The organism is Streptomyces colonosanans, from assembly GCF_001866645.1.
Classification (GTDB): Bacteria; Actinomycetota; Actinomycetes; order Streptomycetales; family Streptomycetaceae; genus Streptomyces; species Streptomyces colonosanans.
Genome location: NZ_MLYP01000035.1, coordinates 39,485 through 54,086 on the forward strand (window position 1 = coordinate 39,485; position 14,602 = coordinate 54,086).

At 72.0% G+C, this 14,602-nt stretch carries 11 protein-coding genes; 5 read left to right on the plus strand and 6 right to left on the minus strand.

Annotated features, from left to right (window positions below; translation table 11 throughout):
* Positions 1–11 precede the first annotated feature (11 nt).
* Both BIV24_RS12895 and BIV24_RS12900 read right to left on the minus strand, forming a co-directional pair.
* Positions 12–1,502 carry a hypothetical protein gene (locus BIV24_RS12895; RefSeq protein ID WP_071366403.1) on the minus strand — a complete coding sequence of 497 codons (1,491 nt, stop codon included), beginning with the start codon at positions 1,500–1,502 and terminating at the stop codon, positions 12–14.
* Positions 1,503–1,739: 237 nt separating this feature from the next.
* Positions 1,740–3,122 (minus strand): NsdA family TPR-like regulatory protein, encoded by a 1,383-nt coding sequence (locus BIV24_RS12900; protein ID WP_071366404.1) that lies wholly within the window; start codon positions 3,120–3,122, stop codon positions 1,740–1,742.
* A 430-nt stretch (positions 3,123–3,552) separates the two neighbouring features.
* Between BIV24_RS12900 and BIV24_RS12905 the strand changes: the two genes are divergently transcribed.
* The 3 genes from BIV24_RS12905 (at position 3,553) to BIV24_RS12915 (ending at position 6,714) form a co-directional block, all read left to right on the plus strand.
* A complete protein-coding gene (locus BIV24_RS12905; protein WP_071366405.1) occupies positions 3,553–4,206 on the plus strand; it encodes a bifunctional DNA primase/polymerase in 654 nt (217 codons plus the stop codon).
* 139 nt (positions 4,207–4,345) lie between these two features.
* Positions 4,346–5,131: an ABC transporter ATP-binding protein gene (locus tag BIV24_RS12910; RefSeq protein WP_071366406.1), complete on the plus strand. Its 786-nt coding sequence runs from the start codon at positions 4,346–4,348 to the stop codon at positions 5,129–5,131.
* Complete coding sequence (locus BIV24_RS12915) at positions 5,128–6,714, plus strand: transporter (protein ID WP_071366407.1); 1,587 nt, start codon at positions 5,128–5,130, stop codon at positions 6,712–6,714. The genes BIV24_RS12910 and BIV24_RS12915 overlap by 4 nt, the downstream gene beginning before the upstream one ends.
* A 309-nt stretch (positions 6,715–7,023) precedes the next feature.
* On the opposite strand, the gene BIV24_RS12920 is transcribed toward BIV24_RS12915, so the two are convergent.
* Together BIV24_RS12920 and BIV24_RS12925 are read right to left on the minus strand one after the other, a co-directional pair.
* Entirely contained in the window at positions 7,024–7,884 is an 861-nt protein-coding gene (locus BIV24_RS12920; protein ID WP_071366408.1) for an alpha/beta fold hydrolase, read from the minus strand.
* A 726-nt stretch (positions 7,885–8,610) separates the two neighbouring features.
* The gene (locus tag BIV24_RS12925) at positions 8,611–9,303 is read right to left on the minus strand and encodes an iron-dependent transcriptional repressor DtxR (RefSeq protein ID WP_071366409.1); all 693 of its coding nucleotides are present in this window, start codon (positions 9,301–9,303) and stop codon (positions 8,611–8,613) included.
* Between the two features lie 277 nt (positions 9,304–9,580).
* Here BIV24_RS12925 and BIV24_RS12930 point away from each other — a divergent pair, with 277 nt between their 5' ends.
* Complete coding sequence (locus tag BIV24_RS12930) at positions 9,581–10,354, plus strand: SIS domain-containing protein (protein WP_071366410.1); 774 nt, start codon at positions 9,581–9,583, stop codon at positions 10,352–10,354.
* 24 nt (positions 10,355–10,378) lie between these two features.
* Here the strand turns inward: BIV24_RS12930 and BIV24_RS12935 are convergent, their stop codons facing one another.
* On the minus strand, positions 10,379–11,770 hold the full coding sequence (locus BIV24_RS12935; RefSeq protein WP_071366411.1) for a PAS domain-containing protein: 1,392 nt from the start codon (positions 11,768–11,770) through the stop codon (positions 10,379–10,381).
* Between the two features lie 476 nt (positions 11,771–12,246).
* Positions 12,247–12,885: a pyridoxamine 5'-phosphate oxidase gene (gene pdxH, locus BIV24_RS12940; protein WP_071366417.1), complete on the minus strand. Its 639-nt coding sequence runs from the start codon at positions 12,883–12,885 to the stop codon at positions 12,247–12,249.
* A gap of 496 nt (positions 12,886–13,381) precedes the next feature.
* Between pdxH and BIV24_RS12945 the strand changes: the two genes are divergently transcribed.
* Positions 13,382–14,482 carry a citrate synthase 2 gene (locus BIV24_RS12945; RefSeq protein ID WP_071366412.1) on the plus strand — a complete coding sequence of 367 codons (1,101 nt, stop codon included), beginning with the start codon at positions 13,382–13,384 and terminating at the stop codon, positions 14,480–14,482.
* Positions 14,483–14,602 lie beyond the last annotated feature (120 nt).

Genomic DNA, 14,602 nt, shown 5'->3' on the forward strand with positions numbered 1-14,602 from the left:
CACCGCCGTGCTCACAGCTGGGTCGGCTGGCGCTGGGTCAGGCCGTACTTCTGCGCGATGGCGTTCCACAGCGGTGCGGCCTTCGCCTTCTGGGCGCTCGCCGTGCGGCTGGCCTCGTCGCCCGCCGCGGTCTGGCTGGTGCTGCGCGCGTGGCCCTTCTTGCAGCCCTTCTTGTGCGAGACCTGGTTGGCCCAGGCGGCGTAGTGGCTGTCGGCGGACGCGGACGCCTTCCACGCGCTGTTGAGCGCGGCGGTCAGCTGACCGTGGTTGGGCAGCTTGTCGACCGAGAGCCCGGACAGCCGGGTGACCAGGTCGTTGCGCTGCTTGGCCGCGTTGCCCAGATCGGTGGCCGCCTGGTCGAGGTTCTGGCAGGCCCTGACATCGGCGACCGCCTTGATCACCGCGCCGCGGCTGTTGCCGCTGTCGGCGAGGAGCTTGTCGAGCGCGACCGCCTGCTCCTTGGCCTGGTCGGCGGGCGCGGACGCGGACTCCGACTGCGAGGGCTCCGCGGCGGGGCCGGTCGCAGCGACGGTCTGGTTGTCGACGCCCTTGCTGCCGCTGTCCCCGCCCGCGCCCATCAGGGCGCCGGCCCCGATACCGACGACGGCGATGCCCACGCCGACGGCCGCGATGAGCGGCACCCGCGACGGGGGACGGCCACCGCCGCCGGCGCGTCGTCCGGCCGCCCGGCCCACGGGGGCGCCGGGCTCGTCCGCGACGTCGAAGCGCGGCATCTGCTGGGTGGACGCGGCGCCGCCTTCGTCGCTGCGGAAGAGGTTGTCGAACTCGGACGGCGTCTGCCACCCGCCGTCGGCCGCGTCCGACGGCATCCCGTACGGCGCCGGTGCCGGCCCGCCGGGCACGGGCGAGAGGTACTGCGTGGCCTCCGCATCGGGGTTCACCGCGGGCGGCATCCCCCCGCCGTGCCGCGCGGGGCCGGCGGACTGTCCGAGGAAGTGTGTCGCGTCATCCGCGGGTACCTCCTCGGGCAGCGCCCCCGGCGCCACCGGCGGGATGTACTGGGTCGCCCCCTCGTCCGGGACGACGGGCGGTATGTACTGCGTGGCGCCCTCGTCGGCGGCGGACGGCAGAGGCGCGGCGTGCGGAACGGAGTGCGCGCCCCGGGGGGCGGGCTGTCCGTTCGCGCCGTACGAAGACGTCGGCGCGGCCTCGGGCGGCAGCGGCCCGGCGCCGGAGCCCGCGGGTGCCTGCGGCGTCAGCGGCCGTCCCGGCGCGGCCTGCGGCTGCGGCGCCGAAGCCTGGCCCCAGCCCGACTGCGCGTCGGAAGGCTGCCAGGACGGCTGCGCGCCCGGAGCACCCCAGGACTGTGCTGTGTCGGCGCCCCAGTTCTGGGCGGGCGGTGTCTGGGCCGGCTGCTCCGGCCCCCACGACCCGCCCCAGGCCTGGCCGCCCGCCGGGGCGGCATGACCGTCGGAGGGCAGCACGATGCCTTCGCGCGCGGGCTGCGCCGAGGGCTCCTCGCCCTGTCCACTCTGCGTCACCGGGACTCCTACGAATGGGGGACTTACGGAATCGTCGGCTCACGCTACCGAATCCCCCGAGCCGCATGCCACGCCGCACAGGGCGTGACCTCTTACCCATATGCCGGCCGTAACAAAACCGCCGCCCGGGACGCTGTTTACGGCCCGCGTTCCGAAAGAGCGCGGGGCAGCGGTGTCATGCGACCCCGGGGGCCCGGCGGAGTCCCGTGACGGTGTCCCCGGCCCCCGGGGTCCGGTTCAGGCCGCCGCCAGCTCCAGCCGCGCCCCGAACTCCCGCACCACCGCCTCGTCCCGGTACGGCTCCAGGCGCTGCTGGAAGTCCTCCAGGTACTCGGCGCCGCGGTTGGACCGCAGCGTGCCGAGCAGTTCCACGGCCTTCAGGCCCGTGGCGCAGGCCTGTTCCACCTCGCGCTGCTGCACCTGTGCGGTGGCGAGCAGGACGAAGCCGATCGCCCGGCGCCGGGCCCGGGAGGCGGGATGTCCGGCGAGGGACTCCTCCGCCCGGCGAGCAGCCGCCTCGGCCTGCCCCAGGTCCCGGTGGCAGTGCGCCAGTTCGTCCGCCAGATACGCGTGGTCGAAGTGGGCGATCCACGCCGGATCGTCCCCGGACGCCGCGTCGGCCGACTCCAGTGCCGTGACCGCACGCCCGGACGCGATCTGCGCGGCCCGCGCGTCGCCCATCAGCGCGTGCCCGCGCGCCTCGGCGGCATAGAACATCGCCTCCGCACGCGGGGTCGCCCGGCCGCGCGCCCCCTCCTGCGCCGCACGCGCCAACTGCGCGATCTCCCGAGGGTTTCCGAGCTGCACCGCGAGATGGCTCATGGAGGCGGCGAGGACGTAGCCGCCGTATCCCCTGTCACCTGCGGCCTGCGCGAGGCGCAGCGCCTGGATGTAGTACCGCTGGGCGAGTCCGGGCTGCCCGGTGTCGATGGCCATGTACCCGGCAAGTTCGGTCAACCGTGCGACGGCAGCGAAGAGTTCGCGCCCGACGGCCTCCCGGTACGAGCCCGCGAGCAGCCCCGAGACGACGCTGTTGAGGTAGTGCACGACGACCGGGCGCACATGCCCGCTGCCGTACTGGTGGTCCAGCTCGACCAGTGCCTGGGTCATCGCGCGCACCGCCGCCACGTCCGAGGACCCCACCCCTGGCCCGGTGGAGCGCGCGACCTGTGCGTCCGGTGTGGAGATCAGCCAGTCACGACTCGGTTCGACGAGCGCCGACGCGGCGACCGACGAGCCGGACAGGAAGTCGCGGCGGCCGACGTCGCTGCGCCACAGCTCACAGACCTGCTCGATGGCACCGAGCACCGTAGGCGAGAACTGCAGTCCCACGCCCGACGCGAGGTTCTTGCCGTTGGCCATGCCGATCTCGTCGATCGTGACCGTGCGCCCCAGCTTGCGGCCGAGCGCCTCCGCGATGATCGCCGGGGCCCGGCCGCGTGGCTGCTGCCCGCGCAGCCAGCGGGCCACGGACGTCTTGTCGTAGCGCAGATCGAGGCTGTGTTCCGCGCCGCACATGTTGACCCGGCGGGCGAGCCCCGCGTTGGAGCAGCCCGCTTCCTGGATGAGCGCCTGCAGCCGTTCGTTCGGCTGCCGCGCGACGAGAGGCCTTGCGGCCATGGCATACCCCCATATTCATGGCTCGGTTCGCCTCCGGGGCGCGCCCCTTCGGCTCACTCGCCGTGTGGCTGCGGTGCCCGCCCGCGCACCGAGTTGACGTGTCTTCGGCGGCCGACCCCTCGGAACATCCTGCTGTGTACCGAAAGGTCCGGTCTTGAAGATCAGTGCCCCGCAGACATACCGCTAATGCGAGACATGCGAGGATTGCCGGGGTAAAGGCTGATGCAGTACCCCACACGTGGTTACCCGGCCCCCGTTGCCGATCCTCTTGCGCGCCCCCGGCCGTGCACCCATGCGCCCCGACCGCGGAAACAGTGCTCCCCCGCGCATGTGAGATAAAAGGGACATGCCGATAGCTATTTCCCGGAGCGGGCGATGACGGCGGAGAGGGCAGGCGTAACCCCCGGTGACAGCTGAAGTTGAGTCCGACGTGGAAGAGACCATCGCGGGGCCTGCAGCTGCCCACGTCCCGAAGCAGCAGGGCGATTCGATCGCGGAAGCCGCCGTGCGGTACGTCGAAGAACGTCACTGGGACGTGTTCCCCGGGACCTGGCTGGACGTCGCCGACGGAACGCAGCACTGCTCCTGCGGCGAGCCCGCGTGCCCTGCGCCCGGCGCGCATCCGGCGCACGACGACTGGGCGGCGCGGGCGACCGGCAGCGCGACCGTAGTACGCGGTCTGTGGTCCGAACAGCCGACCGCGTCGATCCTGTTGCCCGCGGGGCGCACGTTCGACGTGATCGACGTGCCGGAGACCGCCGGCTTCCTCGCCCTCGCACGTATGAAGCGCATGGAGGTGGCGTTCGGGCCGGTGATCCTCACGCCGGACCGGCGCATGCAGTTCTTCGTGCTGCCCGGCGCGGCGGCCAAGGTCCCCGACCTGCTGCAGAGTCTGGGCTGGGCCGCCTCCTCCCTCGACCTGGTCACCCTGGGCGAAGGCACGTACGTGGCCGCGCCGCCCACCCGGTACGGGGCGCGGGGGCCGGTGCAGTGGGCCTGTCGGCCCACGCCGGAGAACCGATGGCTGCCGGACGCGGAGGAGTTGGTCCCGACCTTGGCCTATGCCTGCGGGCGGGACCGATAGGCACCGCGTTTCACTCTCCCTTCAACTGTCCGTGAACGGGCGCGAGTTGTTCGCCGCCGCCCGCGCCCGCGCGGCGGCGCCGCGTGATGGCCCTCGTCCCACGCCCGTTACGGGCACTCCTGCCCCGTAAGGTGTTTGTATGAACGAGGTTGGGGCGGGCGTGGCCGCCGTACGGGTACAAGGACTCTGGAAGCGGTTCGGGGAACAGATCGCCGTCGCCGGAATCGATCTGGAGCTGCCTGCCGGACGGTTCATCGGACTCGTCGGCCCGAACGGGGCCGGGAAGACCACCACTCTGTCCATGGTCACCGGACTGCTCCGGCCCGACCAGGGCACCGTCGAGGTCGCCGGCCACGACGTGTGGCGCGACCCGGTCGCGGTGAAGGCCCGCATCGGCGTCCTGCCCGAGGGACTCCGGCTCTTCGAACGCCTCTCCGGGCGCGAACTCCTCGCGTACACGGGCAGGCTGCGCGGGCTGCCCGGCGACGAGGTCGACAAGCGGGCCACCCAGCTGCTCGACGTCCTCGGCCTGGCCGGGGCCCAGCACAAGCTCGTCGTCGACTACTCGACCGGCATGCGCAAGAAGATCGGGCTTGCCGCCGCCCTCCTCCACAACCCCGAAGTCCTCTTCCTCGACGAGCCGTTCGAGGGCGTCGACCCGGTCTCCGCGCAGACCATCCGCGGCGTCCTGGAGCGGTACACCGCCTCCGGCGCCACCGTCGTCTTCTCCTCCCATGTCATGGAGCTGGTCGAGTCGCTGTGCGACTGGGTGGCGGTCATGGCCGCGGGGCGCATCCGCGCGCACGGCCCGCTCGCCGAGGTACGCGGTGACGCGCCCTCCCTCCAGCAGGCGTTCCTGGAACTTGTCGGCGCACACGGACATGACGCCGGCGCCGACCTGGACTGGCTCGGCGGCGTCCGATGAACGGCGTCACCGGCGTCGTCGTACGACTGAAGCTGTCCCTGCTGCGCAACGGGCTGCGGCAGTCCGCCGGGCGGCGGGCCGCGTACATCACGTCCGTCGTCTTCACACTCCTGTACGCCGCCCTGCAACTGCTCGGTCTGATCCTCCTGCGCGGCAGCGCGCACGCCGCCACGATCGCGGTGCTGAGCACCGCGGTCCTGGCGCTCGGCTGGGCGGTGATGCCGCTGTTCTTCCCCAGTGGCGACGAGACGCTCGACCCCACCCGTCTGGTGATGCTGCCGCTGCGCCCCCAGCCCCTCGTACGGGCCCTGCTGACGGCGTCCCTGGTCGGCATCGGCCCGCTGTTCACGCTGTGCCTGCTGACGGGTGCGGTGGTCTCCACGGCGCACGGGGCGGCCGGCTACGGCACCGCCGTCGTCGCCGTCGTCCTCGCGCTGCTGGTCTGCGTGGCGTTGGCGCGTGCCATCACCGCCGCCAACATCCGGCTGCTGACCAGCCGCAAGGGCCGCGACCTGGCCGTCCTGAGCGGACTCGTCATCGCAATCGGCGCACAGGTCGTCAACTTCGGTGCTCAGCAGCTGGGTTCCGGCGGCCTGTCCCAGCTGGACCCGGCGGGGGACGTGCTGCGCTGGGTGCCACCCGCTTCCGCGATCGGCGCCGTCGACTCCATGAGCAACGGGTCGTACGGAGTGGGTGCCGCCCAACTCCTCCTGAGCGCCGTGGCGTTGGCGGGCCTGCTGACCCTGTGGTCACGCAGTCTGACGAAGCTGATGACCGCGCCGGACGCGTCCACGCTCCAGGCCGCCGAACCGGGCGCCCGAAAGCGCACCTCGGCGGTTCCGTTCCGGCTGCTGCCCGCGGGCCGCACCGGCACGGTGATGGAACGCAGCCTGCGCTATGTGTGGCGCGACCCCAAGACCAAGACGGCCTGGGTGACCTCACTCGCGATCGGGATGATCGTGCCGGTCTTCAACGCCCTCCAGGGCCACGGATCGGTCTACTTCGCCTGCTTCGCGGCGGGGATGCTCGGCATCCAGATGTACAACCAGTTCGGGCAGGACACGTCCGCGTTCTGGATGGTCGCGACGACGATCTCGTCCCCCCGGGACGCGTACGCGGAACTGCGCGGCCGGGCGCTGGCGCTGCTGGTGATCACGCTGCCGTACGCCGCCCTCGTCAGCGTCGTGACAACCGCGATCATCGGCTCCTGGGAGAAGCTGCCCGAGGCGCTGGGGCTCACCTTCGCACTGCTCGGCGCGATGCTGGCCACGGGCACGTGGACCTCGGCCCGCTTCCCGTACTCGATACCGCAGGAGGGCTACAAGAACGTGGCCCCCGGCCAGACCGGGATCGCCTGGATCTCCATCTTCGGCGGCCTGGTCGCTGCGGCCCTGCTGTCCGCACCCGTGATCGCGGCGACGATCTGGCTGAACGCCACCGCGGGCGGCAGCGAGTGGACCTGGCTGCTGCTGCCCGCGGGTACCGTCTACGGGGCGCTGATCCTGCTCCTCAGCCTCCGGCTCACGGCACCGCGCGCGGCACAACGGCTACCGGAGATCCTGGCGGCGGTCAGCAAGGGTTGACGTCCTCTCCTGCCCGAGGGCAGGAGATTGCGGTCCGCACCGCTACGCGGTGCCACCTCGGGTTCCTGCTTCACCGGCCCTTGCCGCTCTCCGGGGAGATCGGTCTTACAGGGGCCTGCACAGGCGTCACTTTCCGCCCGTCCGGCGGTAGATCCGACAACTCCGTCATCGGATGACGCAATCGTAGCCATGCCGCTGTGGCCCTCCGGGCCGCAAGGGACCGGAGGGCCTTCACCTCCATCCTGAAGGGTGGAGGTGAAGGGCAAGTGTTCGGTAGCGCTCCGGCAGGGGGGGCGCGGACGGCGGCGGTCACGGTGTGGGCAGCGAGTCCAGGAACGGTTCGATCGCCGCGCGCCATGCCTCCGGCTGGTCGAGGTGGACGAGGTGGCCGGCGTCGGCCACCTCCGCGTACCGGCCGTGCGGCAGGACGCGCACCATCTCCTGCGCCTCCGCCCGGCCGAGCTCGCCGTCGAGACCGCGCACGACGAGGGCCGGGCACCGCACCTGCGCCAGCTCCTCCCAGTGCGCGTCGTACACCCAGGTCTCGCGGGACCTCAGCATCTGCTCCGGTTCGAAAACGGGCCGCCAGCCGTCCTCGGACTCGGCCATCACCTCGGCGTAGAACGCGCCGCGGGCCGGGTTCGGGCGCTCCACCCAGGGGTCGTCCTCGCCGAACCACTTCCGTACGTCGGCGAGCGTGGCGAAGGGGAGGGGCCAGGAGCTGAACCACTCCTCCCACTCACGCTGCGAGGCAGCGCCGAGCGCGGAGGCCCGCATGTCGCAGATGATCAGGCCGCGGACCAGATCGGGGCGCTTGGCGGCGAGCTGCCAGGCGGTCAGGGCGCCCATGGCGTGGCCGATGAGAACGACCGGGGCGAGGCCGAGCTGGTCGAGGGCGGCCTCGAGATCGTCGGTGTAGGCCTCGCGGGTGTACTTGCCCCCGGGCGGCTTGCCGCTCCGACCGTGACCGCGCTGGTCGAGCGCGACGGCGCGGTGCCGCTCGGAGAGCCAGCGGGCGGTGGACACCCAGTGCGAGGCACGACCCATGAGCCCGTGCAGTAACAGCACGCCCGGCGCCCGCTCGGTCTCCCCCGTCTTGGGAGGATCGGCGAACTCCCACGCGGCGAGGCGTACGCCGCCCGCTCCGGTCACGTCGATGCGCCGCACCATCGTCCTGGAACCCCCCTGGCTCCGCTCGGGCTCGCTCGCGCTTCCCGCGGTCGGCCCACGCCCTCGTCGTCTTGCCGCTGTCGTCCTGCTGTTTCTACCGGATGCCGCCGGTCACCGCTGTCGCAGGTGCCACCGCCGTTTACAGCGGCATCGTCACACTCACGCTATCGAATGGCTATTCGAAAGTGCCGTTTCCGGCAGCAACACCCCACCTTCGAGTGACCTCTCACGAGGATTGGCCGCCGCCTCCGTGGGGAGATCTTCTGCGGGAGGCGGACCGCTCGGGGAAAACCGGTCCGAGGGGGATGACCCTGAGAGCTCGGGGCTCCGGGTCAGTACAGGGGAGGACAGGCCCCGGCGCCCAAGGGCGCCGGGGCCCTCCTCGTGTCGGCGGCACATCCTCCGCCCCCTTCCCGGCCAGGTGACATCGCCGTCACCGTCCGGCCAAGAGCCGCTCCGGTCATATGCCTCACGCGACAGCCTTGCATGGGATCGGCCCGAGCGCTGCGCTTCCGCAGACTGAATCTTGATTGCAGTAAGATCGCGAAAGCATCACAACTCGCCCTGCTGCACGGCAAGTTGAGGGGGCCAGGGGGGTCTGGGCCCACCTCTGGACGGTCAGGGCCGTGCGGCCTCGGAGGGCGCGACCGCGCGGGCGTGCGAGCCGGGCGCGCGACCTCAGGGCCGCGACGACATGCGCTCAGCACTCGACCGGCGAACGCGTGCTCAGCGCTTGGCGACGAAGACGTGGGAGGCGATGTCCGCGTCCAGCTCGGCCGCCTCGCCGCCGCTGCCGACCAGGACACCGCCTGCGGCCTTGGTCACGCTGACCACCGCGCCAGGCTGCACGCCCGCCCGACGCAGCGTGTGCATCAGCTGCGCGTCCGACTGGATGGGCTCGCCGATACGCCGTACGACGACCGTCTTGCCCTCCGCACCCGGGTCCAGCTCCGTCAGCGACACCATGCCCTCGTCCAGGAACGGGACGCCGCCGTCCGCCTCGCCCAGCTCGTCCAGACCCGGGATCGGGTTTCCGTACGGCGACTCGGTGGGGTGGCGCAGCAGCTCCAGGACGCGGCGCTCGACGGCCTCGCTCATCACGTGCTCCCAGCGGCACGCCTCGGCGTGCACCTGTTCCCACTCCAGGCCGATCACGTCGACCAGCAGGCACTCGGCCAGACGGTGCTTGCGCATCACGCGGGTGGCGAGGCGGCGCCCCTCGTCCGTGAGCTCCAGGTGGCGGTCGGCGGTGACCGACACCAGGCCGTCGCGTTCCATCCGCGCCACCGTCTGACTGACCGTCGGACCGCTCTGGTCGAGCCGCTCCGCGATACGGGCGCGCATGGGGACCACACCTTCCTCCTCCAGCTCGAGGATGGTGCGGAGATACATCTCCGTGGTGTCGATCAGTCCGGACATACATGCCCCTCGATGAGATCTGCCGGAGGCTCGACGGCTCACCGGCGCGTGCACTGGCCCTGGACTCAATTCTGACGCATCCCACTGACAACCGGGGCGCCGCAACGGAAGCCGGAAAGTCATGGGCGCGGTGCCGGCTCCCGGACGCGCCGGGCGGTCGCCGTCCGCACGGTGCGGGCGGCCGTATTGACATCCCACTGGTCCAGACCGCACCGTGATCCGCGACACGGGCCCTCACGGGCGCCGGTACGACCGAGACTTCGAAGGGGCATCGCCGATGAGCGAGGAGCCGAGGGGCGGGAGCGAGCTGGCCGGGAGGTTCTTCGACGCGGCGATCGGGCTGCTGCGGCGCGTGCGGGACGAGGAGCCGGAGTCGATCACGGCGGCCGGCACCCTGATCGCGGACACCGTCGCCTCCGGCGGCCGGCTGTTCGCCTTCGGCGCCGGGCACTCCTCGCTGGCAGCGCAGGACGTCGTCTACCGAGCGGGCGGCCTCGCCCTGATGAACCTGCTCGCGGTCCCCGGCGTCGTCGGCGTCGATGTCATGCCGGCGACGCTGGGCTCGGCGCTGGAGCGGGTCGAGGGCCTGGCCGGCGCGGTCCTCGACACCAGCCCGCTGCGGTCCGGCGACCTCCTCGTCGTCATCTCCCTGTCCGGCCGCAACGCGCTCCCCGTGGAGTTGGCGATGAACGCCCGCGCGCTCGGCGTCAAGGTCATCGGGGTGACATCGGTGGCCTACGCCTCCGAGACGACATCGCGGCACGCCTCCGGGACGTACCTCAAGGACCACTGCGACGTCGTCCTCGACACGAAGATCGCGGTGGGCGACGCGGAACTCGGTCTCGACGGCGTCCCCGCCCCCTTCGCCCCCGCCTCCACCGTCGTCACCACGGCCCTGCTCCAGGCGGTCATGGCCACGGCCACGGGCGTCCTCGCCGACCGCGGCATCGAACCGCCCCTGCTGAGGTCGGGGAACGTCGACGGCGGCCACGAGTGGAACGACCGGATCCTGCGGGAGTACGGCGACCGGATCTTCTACCGCCAGGCGTAGCCGCCCCCTGCGGGAAGCGGGCCCCTACGCCTGGGACGCCGCCTTCAACCGGTCGGCCAGGTCCAGCGCGGCGGCGATCCGCACCGCCACATCCTCCGCGTACACCGCGTCGGCCTGTTCGAACCCGCTGCGCCCGGAACCCCGGAGAAACGTCACGACGCCGAACGTCCGGCCCCGGCTGCGGAGCGCCGCGCACAGCGCGTGCACCGCGTCCGTGGGCCACTGCCGGGTGAGCGCCCACCCGCGCGCCCGCTCCGGGTCGACGGCGCCCGCTCTGGCCCTGACGGATCCGGCGCGCTCCACGCACTGCAGGGCCGGATGCCCCTCGCCGTACCGCAGGGGCAGTCCCGCCTTCCCGGTGAGCACGCTCGGCCCCGGCCCGCCCGACGGCGTCTCGGCGGCCCGCACCAGGCGTACCGGCCCCTGTCCGTCCGCCGCCGGGCCGCCCGCCACCCGGTCGATCAGCGCATGATCGGCAAACCCGGCGAGGGCGAAGTCCAGATGGACGGTGGCCGCCTCCCACGGGTCCTCGCACTCGGCGGCGGCCCGTGCGGCCCGGTGCAGCTGGTTGGAGCGAAAGCGCAGCAGCGCCGCCTCCTGCTCGCCGCGCTTGGCCTCGGTGACGTCCTGGAACAGCCACCCCACACCCAGCGGAACCGGCTCTTCCGTCAGGGGCGAGGCCAGCCGCACGAAACCGCTGCGCCAGCACCGCCGCTTCTCGCCCTCGGCGGTCCGCACGCTCACCCACATCTCCGCGGGAGCGGGCGGGGCACCCTCGGCGAGCACATGAGTCAGCGCGCTCTCCAGCTCCTCGGCGCCCTGGGAGAGCAGCTCCCCGAGGGGCCGTCCGAGCGCGGCCGTACGCCCGGTGCCGAACGCGCGGGCCGCGTGGGCGTTGACGACGGCGGGCCGCAGATCGGCGTCCACCAGCACCACACCCCAGCTCGCGCCCTCGAACAGGGCCTCGCTCAGTGCGATGGACCGCTCCAGATCGATCTGCGCGTGGACCGCGCTGAAGGCGCAGTAGACCCCGCCGGGCCTTTTGCCGGACCCCCGCACCGCCGCCGACTGGATGCGTACGAGCACCCGCCCGCCGTCCTTGGTGAGCAGTGCGAACTCGTGCACCTGGCGCCCGGGGGACTGCCGTGCAGCCATCAGCCGTGCCTCGACCTCCGCGGCGTCGGCGGTCCGCACGGCCCATCCGGCGAACCCGCGCCGGCCCACGGCCTCGGTGGCCGACCATCCGAGGATCCGCTCGGCCTCACGGTTCCAATGGGTCACGACCCCGTCGGCGTCGAAAGCGCACAAGGCCGCGTCCATCCCGTCGAGGAGCGCGGCCAGAAGATCCGAACCGTCCCGCTCGGGCTCACCCGGCCCCCGCTCGTCCGTGGTCCCCCCACGCCGGGAAGCACTCACCTGAACCCCCTGCAGGCTGCCGCGTCCGCATGTACGGCACGTTCGCTCACTCGCCCTCATTCAACTTGAACGTGACGCAGCCCACGTCTGCTTCGCGAAAGTTCCAGGGAAATCCTTACGGCCCCGGATCTGCGACGGGGCGGATACTGCTGCGCCGTCCGGCCCGGACCGTCGCCGTCGCTCTCTCGGAAAACCGATTGATTGGCTTCCGGGCGGTTCCTAGGCTGTGGTCTACAGCGAAAGGAGGTGGTTCGGCGAATGTATGAAAACCGGACAGCTGAGGTGGCTGCGGGCTAGCGGCCCGTCGTCGTACTCGGTTCGGCGCCGGATCAGCGCGTGCGAGCAACGCGCAGCCGGCCAATCCCACGCAGTCACCCGACCCGCGAGCTCGCCGGTACGTCCGGCCGGCTTCTCCGCCGTCAGGCGGAGGACCTGGGCTCGCGGGTCGTCTGCGTGTGCGCGACCGCTCCGGAAATTCAGGGGCTGAGGCGTTCCACCCGCCATGTCCCGTCCGGCTCGGCGACATAGCGCAGGCGGTCGTGGAGGCGGTTCTCGCGGCCCTGCCAGAACTCGACCGTCTCGGGGGCGATACGGAAGCCGCCCCAGTGCGGCGGAACCGGGACCTGGGTGCCCGCGGGGTAACGGGTGCTCAGCTCGTCGTATGCGACGTCGAGTTCGGTGCGGGAGCGGATGACCGAGGACTGGGCACTGGCCCAGGCGCCCAGCTGGGAGCCGTGCGGGCGGGTGCGGAAGTAGGCGGCCGTCTCGTCGCGGCCGGTGCGGCGGGCCGTACCGGTGACGATCACCTGGCGGGCCATCGGATGCCAGGGGAAGAGCAGCGCGGCATGGGGGTTGACCGCCAGCTCGCGCGCCTTGCGGGAGTCGTAGTTCGTGTAGAAGACGAACCCGTGCTCGTCGTACTGCTTCAAGAGGACCGTGCGTGAGCTGGGGTGTCCGTCCGCGTCCGCCGTGGAGACGATCATCGCGTTCGGCTCGTAGATCATCCCCTGCACGGCGGCCTGAGCGGCCTGGTGGAACCACCGGGCGAACTGGTCCATGGGGTGGGCGGCGAGCGACGACTCGTCGAGTCCTTCGGCGCGATAGTGCGCCCGCATCTCGGCGGGGTCGGAGACCGGGGCCTCGATGGGGCCCTCGGCCGCGCGTTCGACGATGGGTTCGAGCTCCGGCTCCGCGGCGGCCGCGGGTTCGGCGGGGTGCTCGGATGCGCGTCCAGCTGCGGATTCGGGTGCGGGTTCGTCCGGGAAGCGGTCGGTCACGCCGTCATCTTGCCGTATGCACGCGACCACTCGGTGGGTGTGGTTCGTCACCCTGTGGCACTGAGTGCCGCAAACTCTCCCCACGGATGGCACTCGGGGATATCGTGCTGATGCCGATCGGGTCGGATGACCGACGACCGATCGGGGCATCACCAGAGGTACCGTTCCGGACCACGTGTTTTCGAGAACGACCGCGAATGACTGTGGAACCGGGGCCGCGAAACCCTCCCGGCAGCCGACGCCCGCCGCCCGAATCCGTCCCACCGGGCCCGCGGACCGGCCGGCGGGAACCCCACCGACCGCATGCGCCGCACACATCACGAGGAGCCGCCTGATGTCCGACTTCGTACCCGGGCTCGAGGGAGTCGTCGCATTCGAGACGGAGATCGCCGAGCCGGACAAGGAAGGCGGTGCCCTGCGGTACCGGGGCGTCGACATCGAGGAACTGGTCGGCCACGTCTCCTTCGGCAATGTCTGGGGTCTGCTCGTCGACGGCGCCTTCAACCCCGGGCTGCCGCCCGCCGAGCCCTTCCCGATCCCGGTGCACTCCGGTGACATCCGCGTGGACGTGCAGTCCGCTCTCGCCATGCTCGCGCCGGTGTGGGGCCTGAAACCCCTCCTCGACATCGACGCCGAGCAGGCCCGCGACGACCTGGCCCGCGCCGCTGTGATGGCGCTGTCGTACGTCGCCCAGTCGGCGCGCGGCCAGAGCCTGCCGATGGTGCCGCAGCGCGAGATCGACAAGGCGAACTCCGTCGTCGAGCGGTTCATGATCCGCTGGCGCGGCGAGCCGGACCCCAAGCACATCGCGGCCGTGGACGCCTACTGGACGTCGGCCGCCGAGCACGGCATGAACGCCTCCACGTTCACGGCCCGCGTCATCGCGTCCACCGGCGCCGACGTGGCCGCGGCGCTGTCCGGTGCCGTGGGCGCGATGTCCGGGCCGCTGCACGGTGGTGCGCCCTCCCGCGTCCTCGGCATGATCGAGGAGATCGAGCGCACCGGTGACGCGACGGCGTATGTGAAGCAGGCCCTCGACCGGGGCGAGCGGCTGATGGGCTTCGGCCACCGGGTGTACCGGGCGGAGGACCCGCGGGCGCGGGTGCTGCGCCGGACCGCCCGGGAGCTGGGCGCGCCCCGCTTCGAGGTCGCCGAGGCGCTGGAGAAGGCGGCTCTGGAGGAGTTGCACAACCGTCGCCCCGACCGTGTCCTCGCCACGAACGTCGAGTTCTGGGCGGCGATCATGCTCGACTTCGCCGAGGTCCCGGCGCACATGTTCACCTCGATGTTCACCTGTGCCCGTACGGCCGGCTGGTCCGCGCACATCCTGGAGCAGAAGCGCACCGGCCGGCTGGTCCGCCCGTCCGCGCGCTATGTGGGTCCCGGTCCGCGCAGCCCCCGGGAGATCGAGGGGTACGCGGACATCGCTCGCTAGTGCCGCGGCAGGCAACGTTTGCCCGTTAAGGAGCGGCGTTCGGTGCGTTCCCCCACGCTCGGCTTCGCTCGCGCGGGCGGTGCCCCCACCGGCGTGCCGGACGGAAGCCCTCGTACTGGA

What these genes read in the sequence shown, in the direction of transcription:
- BIV24_RS12910 (WP_071366406.1), top strand. Translation starts at nt 4,346, where the DNA reads ATGAACGAGGTTGGGGCGGGCGTGGCCGCCGTACGGGTACAAGGACTC.
- BIV24_RS12930 (WP_071366410.1), top strand. Translation starts at nt 9,581, where the DNA reads ATGAGCGAGGAGCCGAGGGGCGGGAGCGAGCTGGCCGGGAGGTTCTTC.
- BIV24_RS12920 (WP_071366408.1), bottom strand. Translation starts at nt 7,884, where the DNA reads ATGGTGCGGCGCATCGACGTGACCGGAGCGGGCGGCGTACGCCTCGCC.
- BIV24_RS12915 (WP_071366407.1), top strand. Translation starts at nt 5,128, where the DNA reads ATGAACGGCGTCACCGGCGTCGTCGTACGACTGAAGCTGTCCCTGCTG.
- BIV24_RS12945 (WP_071366412.1), top strand. Translation starts at nt 13,382, where the DNA reads ATGTCCGACTTCGTACCCGGGCTCGAGGGAGTCGTCGCATTCGAGACG.
- BIV24_RS12900 (WP_071366404.1), bottom strand. Translation starts at nt 3,122, where the DNA reads ATGGCCGCAAGGCCTCTCGTCGCGCGGCAGCCGAACGAACGGCTGCAG.
- pdxH (WP_071366417.1), bottom strand. Translation starts at nt 12,885, where the DNA reads ATGCGGGCGCACTATCGCGCCGAAGGACTCGACGAGTCGTCGCTCGCC.
- BIV24_RS12925 (WP_071366409.1), bottom strand. Translation starts at nt 9,303, where the DNA reads ATGTCCGGACTGATCGACACCACGGAGATGTATCTCCGCACCATCCTC.